This is a genomic window from Variovorax sp. GrIS 2.14, from assembly GCF_046115955.1.
Taxonomy (GTDB): domain Bacteria; phylum Pseudomonadota; class Gammaproteobacteria; order Burkholderiales; family Burkholderiaceae_C; genus Variovorax.
The window spans coordinates 1-13,414 of the sequence record NZ_JBJXIA010000012.1 but is presented as its reverse complement, the minus strand read 5'-3'; the positions used below and the strand labels follow the sequence as shown (position 1 = coordinate 13,414).

The 13,414-nt window shown below is 58.1% G+C and carries 8 protein-coding genes and 1 pseudogene; 4 read left to right on the top strand and 5 right to left on the bottom strand.

Going from position 1 to position 13,414, the window contains the following annotated elements; genetic code table 11:
• Nucleotides 1-16 precede the first annotated feature (16 nt).
• The 3 genes and pseudogenes from RCH10_RS18580 to RCH10_RS18570 all read left to right on the top strand — a co-directional run bounded on the left by RCH10_RS18580 (nucleotide 17) and on the right by RCH10_RS18570 (nucleotide 4,848).
• Nucleotides 17-1,564: a helicase HerA-like domain-containing protein gene (locus RCH10_RS18580; protein WP_409053534.1), complete on the top strand. Its 1,548-nt coding sequence runs from the start codon at nucleotides 17-19 to the stop codon at nucleotides 1,562-1,564.
• A gap of 124 nt (nucleotides 1,565-1,688) precedes the next feature.
• A complete protein-coding gene (locus tag RCH10_RS18575; protein WP_409053533.1) occupies nucleotides 1,689-3,503 on the top strand; it encodes a 3'-5' exonuclease in 1,815 nt (604 codons plus the stop codon).
• Nucleotides 3,504-3,584: 81 nt separating this feature from the next.
• Nucleotides 3,585-4,848, top strand: a pseudogene (locus RCH10_RS18570) (IS3 family transposase).
• 260 nt (nucleotides 4,849-5,108) lie between these two features.
• Here RCH10_RS18570 and RCH10_RS18565 read toward each other — a convergent pair.
• From RCH10_RS18565 to RCH10_RS18545, 5 genes are all read right to left on the bottom strand, one after another.
• On the bottom strand, nucleotides 5,109-6,083 hold the full coding sequence (locus RCH10_RS18565; RefSeq protein WP_409053650.1) for a UDP-glucuronic acid decarboxylase family protein: 975 nt from the start codon (nucleotides 6,081-6,083) through the stop codon (nucleotides 5,109-5,111).
• A gap of 14 nt (nucleotides 6,084-6,097) precedes the next feature.
• Entirely contained in the window at nucleotides 6,098-7,483 is a 1,386-nt protein-coding gene (locus RCH10_RS18560) for a UDP-glucose dehydrogenase family protein (RefSeq protein ID WP_409053532.1), read from the bottom strand.
• Between the two features lie 72 nt (nucleotides 7,484-7,555).
• Nucleotides 7,556-8,479 carry a glycosyltransferase family 2 protein gene (locus tag RCH10_RS18555; RefSeq protein ID WP_409053531.1) on the bottom strand — a complete coding sequence of 308 codons (924 nt, stop codon included), beginning with the start codon at nucleotides 8,477-8,479 and terminating at the stop codon, nucleotides 7,556-7,558.
• 50 nt (nucleotides 8,480-8,529) lie between these two features.
• On the bottom strand, nucleotides 8,530-9,375 hold the full coding sequence (locus tag RCH10_RS18550) for a UbiA family prenyltransferase (protein ID WP_409053530.1): 846 nt from the start codon (nucleotides 9,373-9,375) through the stop codon (nucleotides 8,530-8,532).
• 59 nt (nucleotides 9,376-9,434) lie between these two features.
• Nucleotides 9,435-12,140, bottom strand: a complete 2,706-nt coding sequence (locus RCH10_RS18545) for a hypothetical protein (RefSeq protein WP_409053529.1) — start codon at nucleotides 12,138-12,140, stop codon at nucleotides 9,435-9,437.
• 203 nt (nucleotides 12,141-12,343) lie between these two features.
• Here RCH10_RS18545 and RCH10_RS18540 point away from each other — a divergent pair, with 203 nt between their 5' ends.
• Complete coding sequence (locus RCH10_RS18540; protein WP_409053528.1) at nucleotides 12,344-13,378, top strand: hypothetical protein; 1,035 nt, start codon at nucleotides 12,344-12,346, stop codon at nucleotides 13,376-13,378.
• Nucleotides 13,379-13,414 lie beyond the last annotated feature (36 nt).

The window sequence follows — 13,414 nt, the reverse complement described above, 5'->3', positions numbered from 1 at the left end:
CGACCCCGGAGTGCCTATGGCCGACCCTCTTTTGATTGCCCGCCACGACACCATCGAGTGCGCCCTGCTCCCTGCGCTCGCCAATCGACACGGCCTCATCACCGGCGCCACCGGCACCGGCAAGACGGTCACGTTGCAGACCATCGCGCAAAAGCTCTCGAACATTGGCGTGCCGGTGTTCATGGCCGACGTCAAGGGCGACCTCACGGGCATTAGCCAGCCAGGCCGTATCGGCGACAAGATGGCGGCCACCTTGAAGGAGCGCGGGCTCGATGCGCCCACGCCGCTGGCCTGCCCGGTCACGCTGTGGGACGTGTTCGGCGAGCAGGGCCACCCGGTCCGCGCCACGGTATCCGACATGGGGCCGCTGCTGCTCGGCCGCATGCTCGACCTCAACGAGACGCAGGCCGGCGTGCTGAACATCGTCTTCAAGATCGCCGACGACAACGGCTTGCTGCTGCTCGACTTGAAGGACCTGCGCGCGATGCTGCAGCACGTCGGCGAGAACGCGAGCCAGTTCACCACCGAGTACGGCAACATCAGCGCGGCCAGCGTGGGCGCCATCCAGCGCGGCCTGCTGCAGATCGAAACGCAGGGCGGCGGCAAGTTCTTCGGCGAGCCGATGCTGAACATCGCCGACTTCATGCAGACCGTCGATGGCAAGGGCGTGGTCAACATTCTGGCGGCCGACAAGCTGATGAATTCGCCGCGGCTCTATGCGACCTTTCTGTTGTGGATGTTGTCGGAGTTGTTCGAGCAGCTGCCCGAGATCGGCGACCCGGAGCAACCCAAGCTCGCCTTCTTTTTCGATGAAGCGCACTTACTGTTCAACGAAGCGCCCAAGGCGCTGGTCGAGCGCATCGAGCTGGTGGTGCGGCTGGTGCGCTCCAAAGGCGTCGGTGTCTATTTCGTGACGCAGAACCCGCTGGACATTCCGGATTCGGTGTTGGCGCAGCTCGGCAACGGGGTGCAGCACGCACTGCGCGCCTTCACGCCGCGCGACCAGAAAGCCGTCAAGGCGACGGCTACGACGATGCGCCAGAAGCCGGGGCTCGACATCGAGAAAGCCATCACCGAACTGGCGGTGGGTGAAGCGCTGGTTAGCCTGCTCGACGACAAGGGCCGACCGAGCGTCACCGAGCGCGTCTACGTGCTGCCACCGGCCAGCCAGCTCGGGCCGATCACGCCGGCGCAACGGCAGGCGCTGCTGGCCAATTCTCTGGTGGCGGGCGTTTATGAAAAGACGGTCGATCGCGAATCGGCGTACGAAAAGCTGAAGGGCCACGCGGAAACTGCGCCGGGGGCGCCGGCTGCGAGCGGCGGCGCCGGCACTGTGACGATTCCGGGCAACAAGGGCGGCGCTGCCGCACCCGATACCGCCGGTGGCGGATTGATGGGCGGCCTCAACGAGTTGCTCTTCGGATCGACCGGGCCCCGTGGCGGCAGGCGCGACGGCCTGGCGCAAACCATGGCGCGCTCGGCGGTGCGAACCATGGGCACATCGGTCGGCAAGGAAATCCTGCGTGGCGTGCTGGGCGGTATCTTCGGCGCGAAGAAGCGCTGAGCTTCAATGTGAAGAACGCCGTACAAACCCTTGTTTGATTGCCCGTTCGGCATGTAGACGACAGCCCACGCGCCCAAGTGATGCATGATTTGTGTAAATCATTGCAACAAGACGCGCGGCACCGATGGCGACTCTTATTCCGGCGATAGGCAGCTGCGCATCGCGCATGACGGGTGGCGAAAAACGCCTGGCCGAGCGGCTGGAGCAAAAGCTCGAAGACGACTACCTGCTCTGGTACGACGTGCCCATCGGACCCAAGCACCTGCACCCTGACTTTGTAGTGATGCATCCGCGTCGCGGGATCTTGATCCTGGAGGTGAAGGACTGGAGCCCCAAGACCATTCAGCATGCCAACAAACAAAGTTGGCAGGTCTTTATCGATGGCGTGTTGAAGACGCTCCCCAATCCGGCAGAACAGGCCCGACAGCACGCGCATGCCGTGGTGGATGCGCTCAAAAGGGATGCTCAGCTCGTACACCCAGAAGGCAAGCATCAAGGCGGCCTGATTTTCCCGTGGAGCTATGGGGTCGTGTTTCCGAACATGACGCGCAAGCAATTCACTGACGGCCAGCTCGACCAGATCATTGAGCCGAACCAGGTGATCTGCAGCGACGAGATGCTCGAAAAAGTGGATCCCGAAGATTTGCAGAGCCGCATGTGGGGCATGTTCCCTTTCATGATGCGCGGCGCCATGTCGCTGCCGCAACTCGATCGGGTTCGGTGGATTCTTTTCCCCGAAGTGCGCGTGCAAACAAGCGGGGTGCTGTTCGACGACGGTGACGCCGACGCCGAACTGCCCGACATCATGCGGGTGATGGACCTGCAGCAGGAGCAACTGGCCAGGTCATTGGGCGACGGTCACCGCGTCATCCACGGCGTGGCCGGTTCCGGCAAGACCATGATCCTCGGCTACCGCGCCGAGTATTTGGCCAAGGCCTGCACGCCGACCAGCAAGCCCATCCTCATCCTGTGCTTCAACGAGCCGCTGGGTGTGAAGCTGGCCAGCGTGATGGACGCCAAAGGTTTGGCCGACAACGTGCATGTGCGCCATTTTCATAAATGGTGCCGCGACCAACTCAAAACCTACAACCTGCTGCCCACCGAAAAGATGGGCACGACACAGCTGATGGAAGAGTTTGTGCAGCGCGTGATTCGCGGCGTGGAGCAGAAGCACATTCCCAGCGGCCAATACCAGGCGGTGCTCATCGATGAGGGTCACGACTTCGCGTCGGAGTGGCTCAAGCTCGTCACGCAGATGGTCGACCCGAGCACCAACAGCCTACTGCTGCTTTACGACGACGCCCAAAGCATTTACGAGCGCAAACGCAGCAAGCAATTCAGCTTCAAGAGCGTGGGCGTGCAGGCGCAGGGGCGCACCACCATCCTGAAAATCAACTACCGCAACACGCGGCAGATTCTGCAAACCGCCAACCTGATTGCGGCCGACCTGCTGACCGCGGACGACAAGGACGACGACGGCATACCGCTGCTCAAACCCATCAGCTGCGGACGCGACGGGCAAGCGCCCATCCTCATCAAACTGCCCAGCCTGCGCGAAGAAGCATTCGCCATCGCCGACCAGCTGAGCCACGCCCACGAGGAAGGCCACGCCTGGGGTGACATGGCCATCCTGTGCGCGGACTGGAAAACCATGGACCTGTGCGCGGATGCACTGCTCCAGCGCAAGTTGCCTTTCAACCTGCGCAAGCGATCAGGCGACTACAACCCGGCCGCCGACGCCATTCAGGTCATGACCATGAAGGTCAGCAAGGGGTTGGAGTTTCCGGTGGTGGCGCTGCCGGGTGTGGGGCATATGCCAGCGCAGGGCGAAGACGAGCAGGAGGCTGCTCGGGTGTTTTATGTGGCGGCGACGAGGGCTACGCAGAGGTTGCTTCTGGGGGTAAGTGGGCCGGGAAGTTTTGGATTGAAGTGGCCATGAGCTGCGGAAGCACGACGACCTCAGTGAATCGCCCCGGCTTTGAACTGACCCCCAGAAGTTGGACGAACTTTAAGGAGTCCTATGGAGAAGTACGAGACAGAGTTCAAGCTCCAGGTCGTCAATAGCTTTCTAGAAGGTGAAGGCGGCGCAAAGCTGTTGGCGCGGCGGTGGAAAGTGCCCGAGGAGAAAATCCGTACCTGGGTGAGCCACTACCGCCTCCACGGCATCGACGGTCTACGCCCCAAGCGCGGCGCATACAGTTCGGAATTCAATCTGCAGGTTCTGTTACATCAGGACCGTGAACGACTGTCCAGCCGTCGGGTCGCCGCCCTCTATGACATCCGCAATCCGAACCAGGTTGTGGTCTGGCGACGCGACATTGCTGAGGGCGACGCGCAAGCTCTGGGGAACACCATGCCAAAGCCAGATACGAAGCCAGAACGACGTTGCTCAGAGACACCGCCCGAGGCCATCCCCGATTCGGCGGACGCCCTGCGCGAAGAGAACGAGCGACTGCGCGCTGAGGTCGCGTACTTAAAAAAAGTGCACGCCTTGATCCGGGCGAAAAGATCGCTTGCGCCGACAAAGCGCGCTTGATACTCGGATTGAGGCATCACCACAAATTGGCGGCCCTGCTGCGGGCAGCAGGGCTTGCGCGCAGCACTTTCTACTACCAGTGCAACGCGATCCAGCGTATCGAGCCAAGCGGCTTGGAGGCAAAGGTTCGCGCCGTTTAGGGTGAACATAAAGGCCGCTACGGCTACCGAAGAATCACGGCAGCGCTGCGCAATTCGCTGGGGGTGTCTGTCAACCACAAGTGCGTCCAGCGCCTCATGAAGGAGATGGGATTGCGCGCGCTGATTCGGGCGAGGAAGCGCTCTCGGCACGCCCCTGAAATCAGCGATGTGCACGTGCCAAACGTCCTGAAGCGAGACTTCTTCGCGAAGACTCCCAATGAGAAATGGGCGACCGACATAACCGAGTTCAACGTGAACGGGCAGAAGCTCTATCTGTCGGCCTGCATAGACTTGTACAACCGCGAGACCATTGCGCACCGCATGGCCAGGCGCCCTGTCTTCGACGTGGTCTCCGGTACGGACTGACCGTACATTCAGACCAAGGCTGGCATTACAAAATGCAGCCATACCGGGCGATGCTTGCGCATCGCGGGGTAACGCAAAGCATGAGCCGAAGAGGCAATTGCTTTGACTGTGCTGTGATCGAAAGCTTCTTTGGCACCCTCAAGGCGGAGTACTTCCACCTTGAAAACCTTGGCGACGTTGATGAGCTCGAAGCGGGCGTGAAGCTTAGCCCGGTTCAATACCGGTTGAGAAACACCGCCTGATCGGCGGGATCACAATTTCCAACTTCTGGGGGTCAGTTCAATCCCGGGGCGATTCATGATGAAGAGCTCGACTGCTCGGATTCAATCTTCGTAGGAATACATGAACCACTTTCAGGTAGTCCAAGAATTCCGCCGCACCCCCAGTGGCTCAGTTCTATTTCGGCGCGGACAGCATCGGCGCTCTTGATTGCTCACACAGTCACGTTGAGCAGTCGCGCAGTTGCATCGCGATGCCATTGCTCGCGTTGCGACGGCAACAACTAGTCGTGTTCTGAGCCGGACTCAGAAAGTACAGTTTTGACATATGCAATCGTTTGTCGTAGCCCCTCATTAAGGCCGACCGTCGCTTTCCATCCCAGCGATTGTTCGGCGCTGTCAACGTCAGGCCTTCGCCGAACCGGGTCGTCGGAAGGCAGAGGCTCGAATCTTATTTTCGATGGCGAACCCGTCATCTCAATCACTAGTGCGGCCAAGTCGCGTACAGTGATCTCGGCAGGATTTCCGAGATTGACAGGCTTTGCTGTGCAGTGCACAGAATCCATTAAGCGAATCAAGCCATCCACCAAATCATCGACAAAACAAAAACATCGAGTTTGAAGCCCATCGCCGTAGACGGTCAGCGGCGCAGCTGTCAGGGCCTGCATGACGAAATTGCAAACGACGCGCCCGTCATCGAGCTGCATACCAGGACCGTAAGTGTTGAAGATTCTTGCGATCCGCACATCAACATCATGCTGTCGGTGAAAGTCCGAGAAGAGTGTTTCAGCACAGCGTTTGCCTTCGTCGTAGCAGCTCCGTAACCCCACGGGATTTACATTGCCCCAATAGTTTTCGTGCTGCGGATGAACCGTAGGGTCTCCGTAGACTTCGCTGGTGGACGCCTGCAGGACGCGTGCATTATTTCTCTTTGCCAGTTCCAACATATTCAGCGCTCCCAGCACGCTGGTTTTCATGGTGTGGATGGGATCTGACTGATAGTGCTTTGGCGACGCCGGACACGCCAGGTTGTAAATGAGACTTGCCGCCGCATCGAGCGGTACGGTGATGTCGTGTACGTGTAACTCGAAGCGTGGATTGGCTAGCAGGCGCGCAACGTTGCGCCGCGCTCCAGTCGAAAAGTTGTCCACGCACAAGACACGGTGGCCCATATCAAGGAGACGGCGGCACAGGTGACTGCCAACGAACCCCGCCCCACCGGTAACAAGGATGCGCTGTGATGAAACAGGTACGGACATCATTGGCAAATGCCTCAGCGCCCGATGGCGTGATAGACAAAGCCTGCTGAACTGATTGATGGATCAAAGAGATTTCTGCCGTCAAAAACCAGCGGTTTTCGAAGGGCGGACTTGAGTTCCGCAAGATCCAGGATCCTGTAGGCATCCCAATCGGTGAGGACTACAAGCGCATCTGCACCGATTGCTGCATGAATAGGTGTATCAGCGTATCGCAGGCGAATATCGGCATCAGGCTCCAAGCTCAATCCAGCCAGAAGCGTCAGTCTCGCTTGGTCCATAGCCGACGGGTCATGCACGACGACTTCCGCGCCGCGCACAAGAAGCGACTTGATCACTACTCGACTCGGCGTTTCTCGCATGTCATCGGTTCCAGCTTTGAATGCAAGTCCCCAGACACAGAACGTCAGGCCGCGAAGGTCTTCGCCAAACTGCCGGACGATTTTTTCAACGAGGACATCTGGCTGCTGTTCGTTGACCTTCTGGACCGCTTTGAGAAGGTGCATGTGCAGGCCCTGTGCGGAAGAAGCGTGGATCAGCGCGCGAACGTCTTTCGGCAGGCAGCTGCCACCATAGCCGATTCCGGGCTGAAGGTAGTGCATGCCAATACGGGCATCCGAACCTATGCCTCGCCGAACATCGTCAATGTCAACTCCCAGCGACTCAGCAAGGTTGGCCAACTCGTTCACGAAGCTGATGCGTGTGGCGAGCATCGCATTGGCGCCGTACTTAGTAAGTTCGGCAGCCGCTGGATTCATGTTGAGAAATTGGTCGCGTCGAAGTTTGAGCGGCGCATATAGGCGAAACATCGTGTCCCGTGCTGCCTTGCCTTTTTCCCCAGGCTCGCTCCCGATCACGATGCGGTCTGGACGCATGAAGTCGCCAATCGCATCGCCCTGCTTTAAAAACTCTGGGTTGGCGACGATGTCGAACGGCGCGAAGGCCGCAGATGGCTCAGTCCCTACATCATGGGCCTTTGGACGTGCTCGGAATGTTTCTTCGATAACCGCCCGCAGGCGCGCTGTAGTGCCCACCGGCGCTGTGGACTTTTGCACAACCACAGTGAAGCGCTGCATGTAGTGGGCAATATCCCTTGCAACAGTAAATAGCGACTCTAGGTCCGCGCTGCCATCCAGCCCTGCAGGCGTCCCGGTAGCGATAAAAATGATCTCACCATGATGCACTGCCGCTTCGACGTCGCCGCTGAACCTCAATCGACCAGAAACGAAATTTCGCGCAACGAGTTCCGGCAATCCTGGTTCGAAGAACGGAATAATTCCTGCTTGCAACATCTTCAATTTACGATTGTCGATGTCCAGACAAATCACCTCGTTCCCGATGTCGGCCAAGCAACCGGCAGTGACGAGTCCGACATAACCTGCACCGAATACGGAAACTTTCATGAGTGACGACGCTGGGCCACTGGGTCGCCGCGCCTGCACAATTTCGCCGTGTACGCTGGATAAGAATGCAGATTAGGCATTGCTCTGCGCCTCTGGACTCAAATTTACGCGTGCGCTTCGAGAAGCGTCCGAATCAGCAACTCCTCGTTGCTGTGCAACGCTGCAGTTAAAAGCGTCAAAGCTAGCAGAAGGGGGACTCTGCAGACCTGCGGCGCGTTGGTTGGACAAACGGAACTTCACCAAATACCAGAGCGCCTTCAGGCCATCCCGCCAGTTTATTTTTTTGCCCTGCTCAACAGTTCGACCACGATAACCAACCGGTACTTCGCTGATCCGCCATGAGCCAGCCCTAACGATCTGGGCGCTGATCTGAACTTCACAACCGAAGTCGTTACAAGTGATGTTCAATGCGTCGTTCACTTCACTGCTAAACATCTTGTAGCACGTCTCCACGTCGGACAGCCAAGTCCCGTAAAGCAAACTAAATATCGCGGAAATCAACCAATTCGCGCCGGCTTGCCAAACGGAGATGAACGTCGCACGCCCTGCACGCCGACCTGCGAACCGCGAGCCATAGACCACGTCCGCACGTTTTTGAATCGCGATCAGGTCATACATCGAATGCCAGTCCGCCGGGTCGTACTCGAGATCTGCGTCCTGAACAACGATGACTTGACCCGTGGCGGCAGCAAAACCAGTGCGCAGGCCCGCGCCCTTTCCTCGGTTTCGTTCGTGATAGAACGCCCGGACAACGAGCTCTGCCTCACCGGATTGATGCAACCACGTGAGCTGTCCTTGGGAGTCAACGGTAATGCCTGAAAACAGGCGCTTTCCTTCAGGAATTTCCCGTAACAGCCACTCGCGCGTTCCATCCGACGAGCCATCGTCGACCAGCAAGATCTCTTTCGGGACGCAGGGAAGAACTTGAGAGACAGCAGCGAGCACCCTGGGAAGGGTCTCAAGTTCGTTGAGTATGGGAATTACGATGGAAAGCATCTCATGCCGATGTGCGGAGGACGTGGTTTGCTGGTTTTTCAAGGCTGCGGCTACCAAGGCGGAACGCTGGCAAGCATTCCCAGGCCGATGAGTGCGTGGATGTTCCGGTATACAGACTGGAGGCGGCGGACGCCGCTGTAATCCAGGCCCGCATGCCAGGCACGCCAAGCCGCCAGAAGGTGGATCAAAAGCAAGGGGGCTGCCAGTGCCATCACCATTGGCACTGCCCTCTGAAAGGCCAGCATCGCCAGCAACCCGTAGGCGGCGATGAACATCGCTAGTCCGGCCAAGAACGCAAAGTTTTTACCAAATGCGACGGCGTTGGTTCGAATCGCATTGCGCCGGTCGCCTTCGTAATCCCGCGTCTCATGGGTCAGATGCCCGGCTGCGAACACAAGGCCGAAATAGCACGCAATGGCCACGGCGTGAGGCGAAATTGCTGCAAGCGATGCATAGCCAAGCAGAAAGTGCAAGGTGCCTCCAAGCAGGTGGAGCGCCGAATTCAGTCCTGGAACGCCTTTGCCATTGGGCATGGGAAGCGAGTACGCCGCGCTCAGGATCGCGATGACTATTGCGATGCAAAGTGGCGTTGCACCTATCAGGCCAAAGATCAAGATTGTGAGTCCAAGCAGGCTCCAGGCCATCCAGACCATACGAACGTCGCTTTCACCGCTAGCCAGGTAGGTCCGATATCCTCTATGGGGATCCTTGAGGTCGCCCTGGAGGCCAGCCCAATCATTTACGACAAAAATATGCGCGACCAGGCACAAGTTTCCAACGATCAACAGGCAGATGGTGCGCAGAGTGACTTGCCCGAAGTTGGCCATCGCGAAACAAGCCCCGAGTATTGGCGCGCCCTGCAACACGCAGACCTCGTCGAAGCGGATGCATGACAACAGACGCCAGAACGAGGCAGGCCTCGGCGCCTTTGGCAGCAGGCTTGGTTCAATCCGCCTCACCGGTGAGCGTCCGGTAGCGCTGCGCTCACTGTGGCAGTACTGTCCTTAGTAGCCGAAAGAGCACGATAGAGCCTCAGCCACAACGCATAGCCCAGCACCTCCGACCAATAAAAGCGGCGCACAGTACCGGTCATGTCGTTGTGATACAGAAGCGGAGGGTTCGTGAATGCTTTTGAGAAACCATTGGATGCAACGTCTCGCAAGAGTTGCTGCGCTTCGGCCCTTGACTCCGGCTTGGATGCACCGCTTTCGATCTCCGTCAAGAGCAAGGCCATACGGCTCCAAATTTCCTGCTCCGGCTCCGGGGGTTTCAGGCGCTCTTGTGCAAAAACCAGCGGACAACCTTCCCGGTGCAGCTCGGAGAGCCGCAAGATGATTATTAAGGGAGCTCCCGAGTAGTAGACCCAGACGGAGTCGTCATTAACGCGGCGCATTAGTGCTTCGCACAGCTGCTTTGCTCCCGCGGCATCCTGCTGGGCCAGCAGCATATGGATATGCATCTGGATTCCGATATCCGCTGGATTGGATTCCTTACCAGGATCCAGGCACTGATAGTCTCTGCGCTGTGCCAGCCATGTGCGGTAAAGACCATCGGGGGTCCGGAAGCTACGCATGACACGCAGCGCCTTCTGAAGATCTTCCCGATTCTCCAGCGGCGCCATTCGCCATGCCAACGCGGTGTCGTCCGAGTCCGGTGTGATGGCACAACCCAGTACCCCGATGGTCGTTGCTTCCGGCCTACCGTGATAGCGAACCAAACCATCAGGCTCGATCTGGGTACTCAAGAACTTTCGGGTTTTTTGTAGTGATTCCTGCAATCTCAAGTCATCGGTAAAAGGCTTCAGGACATCCAGCATGACCGCGTTGAGATATGTGTTGAGTTCGAGCGTGGGTTTTTCAAAGTGTGCGCTCCTGGTGAACGTAGTGAGCCAGTAACCGCCGGGCTGCTGCGAATGCTTGATCCGCTCGATCGCCTGGCCAGCGGCATACTTCAAAAGTCGTTCGTGAGGATCGAGTAACTGCTGAAACGGCACCACGAAGGAGCGATCTCGCAGGACACGCACTTCTCCGCCGGAGTCGGCGCGGGCTAGGACAGACAGACGATGGAAGCCCGGCGTGAGTTGTTCCGCAGGGATTCTAAGGCGCCATCCAGCATGATTCTTCTGGCCCAGAGTTTTGACCACATCCGGCCGCTCAAAAAACTGACTGGTGCCGGCCACCTCCTGGCCGTCTAGCAGCACGGCGACATCTTTCGGGGATCGCAAGTCAAACAGCGCCCAACCGGCGACATCTAGCTGGCGCACGATCTGTGCGCCATCCGAATCGTCCTGAACAACCTGCTCCACCAACTCAACAAGGTCAATATTGCCTTGCAGGTCACGCAGCAAATCGGCAGCTGCTGGCGGATGTCTCAGTTCGGCAACGAAGGCGGCGTTCCGGAAATCCCACATTGGCCGCATCCTGTCCTTGCCCTTGGTCGTGAGCAAGGCCGAATCGACAGCACCTGTGTACCAGAACGCTCCGACGGCCTGAACAGCGATCGACACAGCGCAGGCAACACCAAATACTGTCAGCCCAGGACGAGACAGCTTTTGGAGTATGGGAGGAAGCATCCAGATCAGCAGCGGCACGATGTCCGTAAGCCAGCGCGGGCCCCAGCTCACACCTTGACGCCAATCGACGTGGGCGTAAACGAGGAGCTGAACAACGATCGCGGTGCACAAAGCCACAGTCAACGTTCGGTTCGAGCGATCGCGAATGGCACACAAGATGAAGCACGGAACAAACAACAGGAATGGAGAGAAGACGAAAAGTCCACGGGTGGGGCTGAACAGCAGGCCAGCCAATCCGGCGGCAATGTCGTCGTTGAAGTCGCTGTCGTGAATCCGCAGTGCATACGCACCCGCTATGTGTCCCACAACCCCTAAGTTGTACGCAAGGATCAGCACAACAGGAATTGCACCAAAAGCGATGAACCAGACCCACCGTCGGCCCGCCCACAGTAAGCCGGACAGGCCAAGGGCGACAGCCAGGACACCGTCGGGTGGGCGGTTCGCTGCAATGAGCGCACACAAAAAGCCAGCGGCGGCCACGCGCCCTACCGTGCAGCGCCCAGTGATCAAGAGCATCGTCGCGGTGATCAGCAGCTCACCGCACCCATGGCTCCACAACGCCTGGCTACTGATCACCCATGTCGTAGTTCCGAACGCATAGACCACGCTCAGAAATAGTGAAAGGCGCAGGCTTGCGCGGCGCCGCAGAAGTAGAAAAAGGAGTCCAACCGATGCGGCGGTGATCAGGGCCGCGCACAGTTTCTCCATGACACGGGCGACCTTGTCGTAGATGTGCGGATCCCACTCGATGGACTCGAGATAGACCGCCGCTGGTATATACAACGGCGTGACAACGAGCGGTACGACGAGCGGGTACTTCGAGATCAGCTGACCGTGACGGCCACGCAAGATCCAGTATGCCGAGCCATCCTCGCCTATGGCAGCGGGTGGGACCCGGCCCATAGCCACCGAGCGCTCAATCGGATCGAGAAGGGCCGTGTGATTGCGCAGCAGTGAAAACGGCAAGAATCTTGCAGCGTATGTATCCCCGGCAGAGATCAAACGGCCGTTGGCATTGAAGACCAGGAAGGCTGCAAACGCAATTAGCAGCGCGATCGTGCAATCTCGAAACCTGGACGGAGTGCTCAACTTCCACATGCCATGCAACGAGCAGACTTGAACGCTTTCGTATTACGCATCATGTCTGGCTAATAGTTTTTTCATCTTCCTGAGTCAACGGTCAGGCCCGGCCGGATTATGCATGCGTAAACTACCTTGCGACTTGTATGTCGCGGTTCGCATTGCCAAAGTCTCCGAGGCAGCGCAGCCTCTTTGGCCTATTGAAACCCTTGATGACGAAGCTTTCTCTTTTCACAATCTGCGCGAGCAACTATCTGGCCCAAGCAGTTGTTCTTGGAGCATCGGTCAGGCAATACCACCCTGACACTCCGCTAATTGTTTTTTTGATCGACGAGGCTCCCGCGGGCGTCGACCTGCCGGACAGCTTGCTCATTATTCCCGCAAGGCAAGTTTTCGAACGGCGTGAGTGGAACCATCTGCGGTGCCACTACAGCCTTCTCGAGTTCGCCACGAGCGTAAAGCCCGCCTGCTTTCGATACGTCTTCGACAGTGGGAGCGAGCAGGCTGTCTATTTGGATCCCGACCTTAAGCTCTTTGAGAGGATCGACCAGTTTTGGGGTGAAGGCACGACCAATCCTGAGTTGGTGCTGACACCGCACCTCCTGTCTCCCCTGCCAAATGATGGACGCATGCCAGACGATCTCGTCATCCTTCGCGCGGGCACCTACAACCTAGGCTTTGCGGCAATGCGGAATACCGCGAGCATTCATGTTTTGCTGGATTGGTGGGACCAAAAACTACGGACTTGGTGCTTTGAAGACGTTCGCACAGGTGTGTTCACGGATCAGAAGTGGATGGACTTCGCGCCACTAATCGTTTCCAACGCCACCGTACTGAGGCACATTGGCTACAACGCAGCCTACTGGAATCTTCACGAACGTAGTCCCCGGATACATGACTATCACTGGTGCATGGAAGATCAGGCGGGCGTGCTCCATCGACTCGTCTTTTTTCATTTCAGCGGCTTTAATCCCGAGAAGAAAGAGTTGTCGCGCTACGAAACTCGTTTTGGTTGGGATTTGCCCGGAGAGGGTCAGGCTCTCTTCGAGAGCTACGCCAGTGCATTGAAGCAGGCCGGCTATGTGCGTTTCCGCGAGATCGGGATGCCGAAAGTTACTTTTGAAGACGGCGTCGACTGGGACAATGGCTGTCGCACGCTCTACCGACAGTCAATTGCAGAAGGCCTAGGGATGGTCTGCACAACCCGTCGCGAGGCGAAGTTCGGACACGAGTTGATGTCGATATGAAACGATTGACGCATGCGTGCCGAGTTTTGCGCCAAT

What these genes read in the sequence shown, in the direction of transcription:
- RCH10_RS18560 (WP_409053532.1), bottom strand. Translation starts at nt 7,483, where the DNA reads ATGAAAGTTTCCGTATTCGGTGCAGGTTATGTCGGACTCGTCACTGCC.
- RCH10_RS18565 (WP_409053650.1), bottom strand. Translation starts at nt 6,083, where the DNA reads ATGTCCGTACCTGTTTCATCACAGCGCATCCTTGTTACCGGTGGGGCG.
- RCH10_RS18555 (WP_409053531.1), bottom strand. Translation starts at nt 8,479, where the DNA reads ATGCTTTCCATCGTAATTCCCATACTCAACGAACTTGAGACCCTTCCC.
- RCH10_RS18540 (WP_409053528.1), top strand. Translation starts at nt 12,344, where the DNA reads ATGACGAAGCTTTCTCTTTTCACAATCTGCGCGAGCAACTATCTGGCC.
- RCH10_RS18575 (WP_409053533.1), top strand. Translation starts at nt 1,689, where the DNA reads ATGGCGACTCTTATTCCGGCGATAGGCAGCTGCGCATCGCGCATGACG.
- RCH10_RS18580 (WP_409053534.1), top strand. Translation starts at nt 17, where the DNA reads ATGGCCGACCCTCTTTTGATTGCCCGCCACGACACCATCGAGTGCGCC.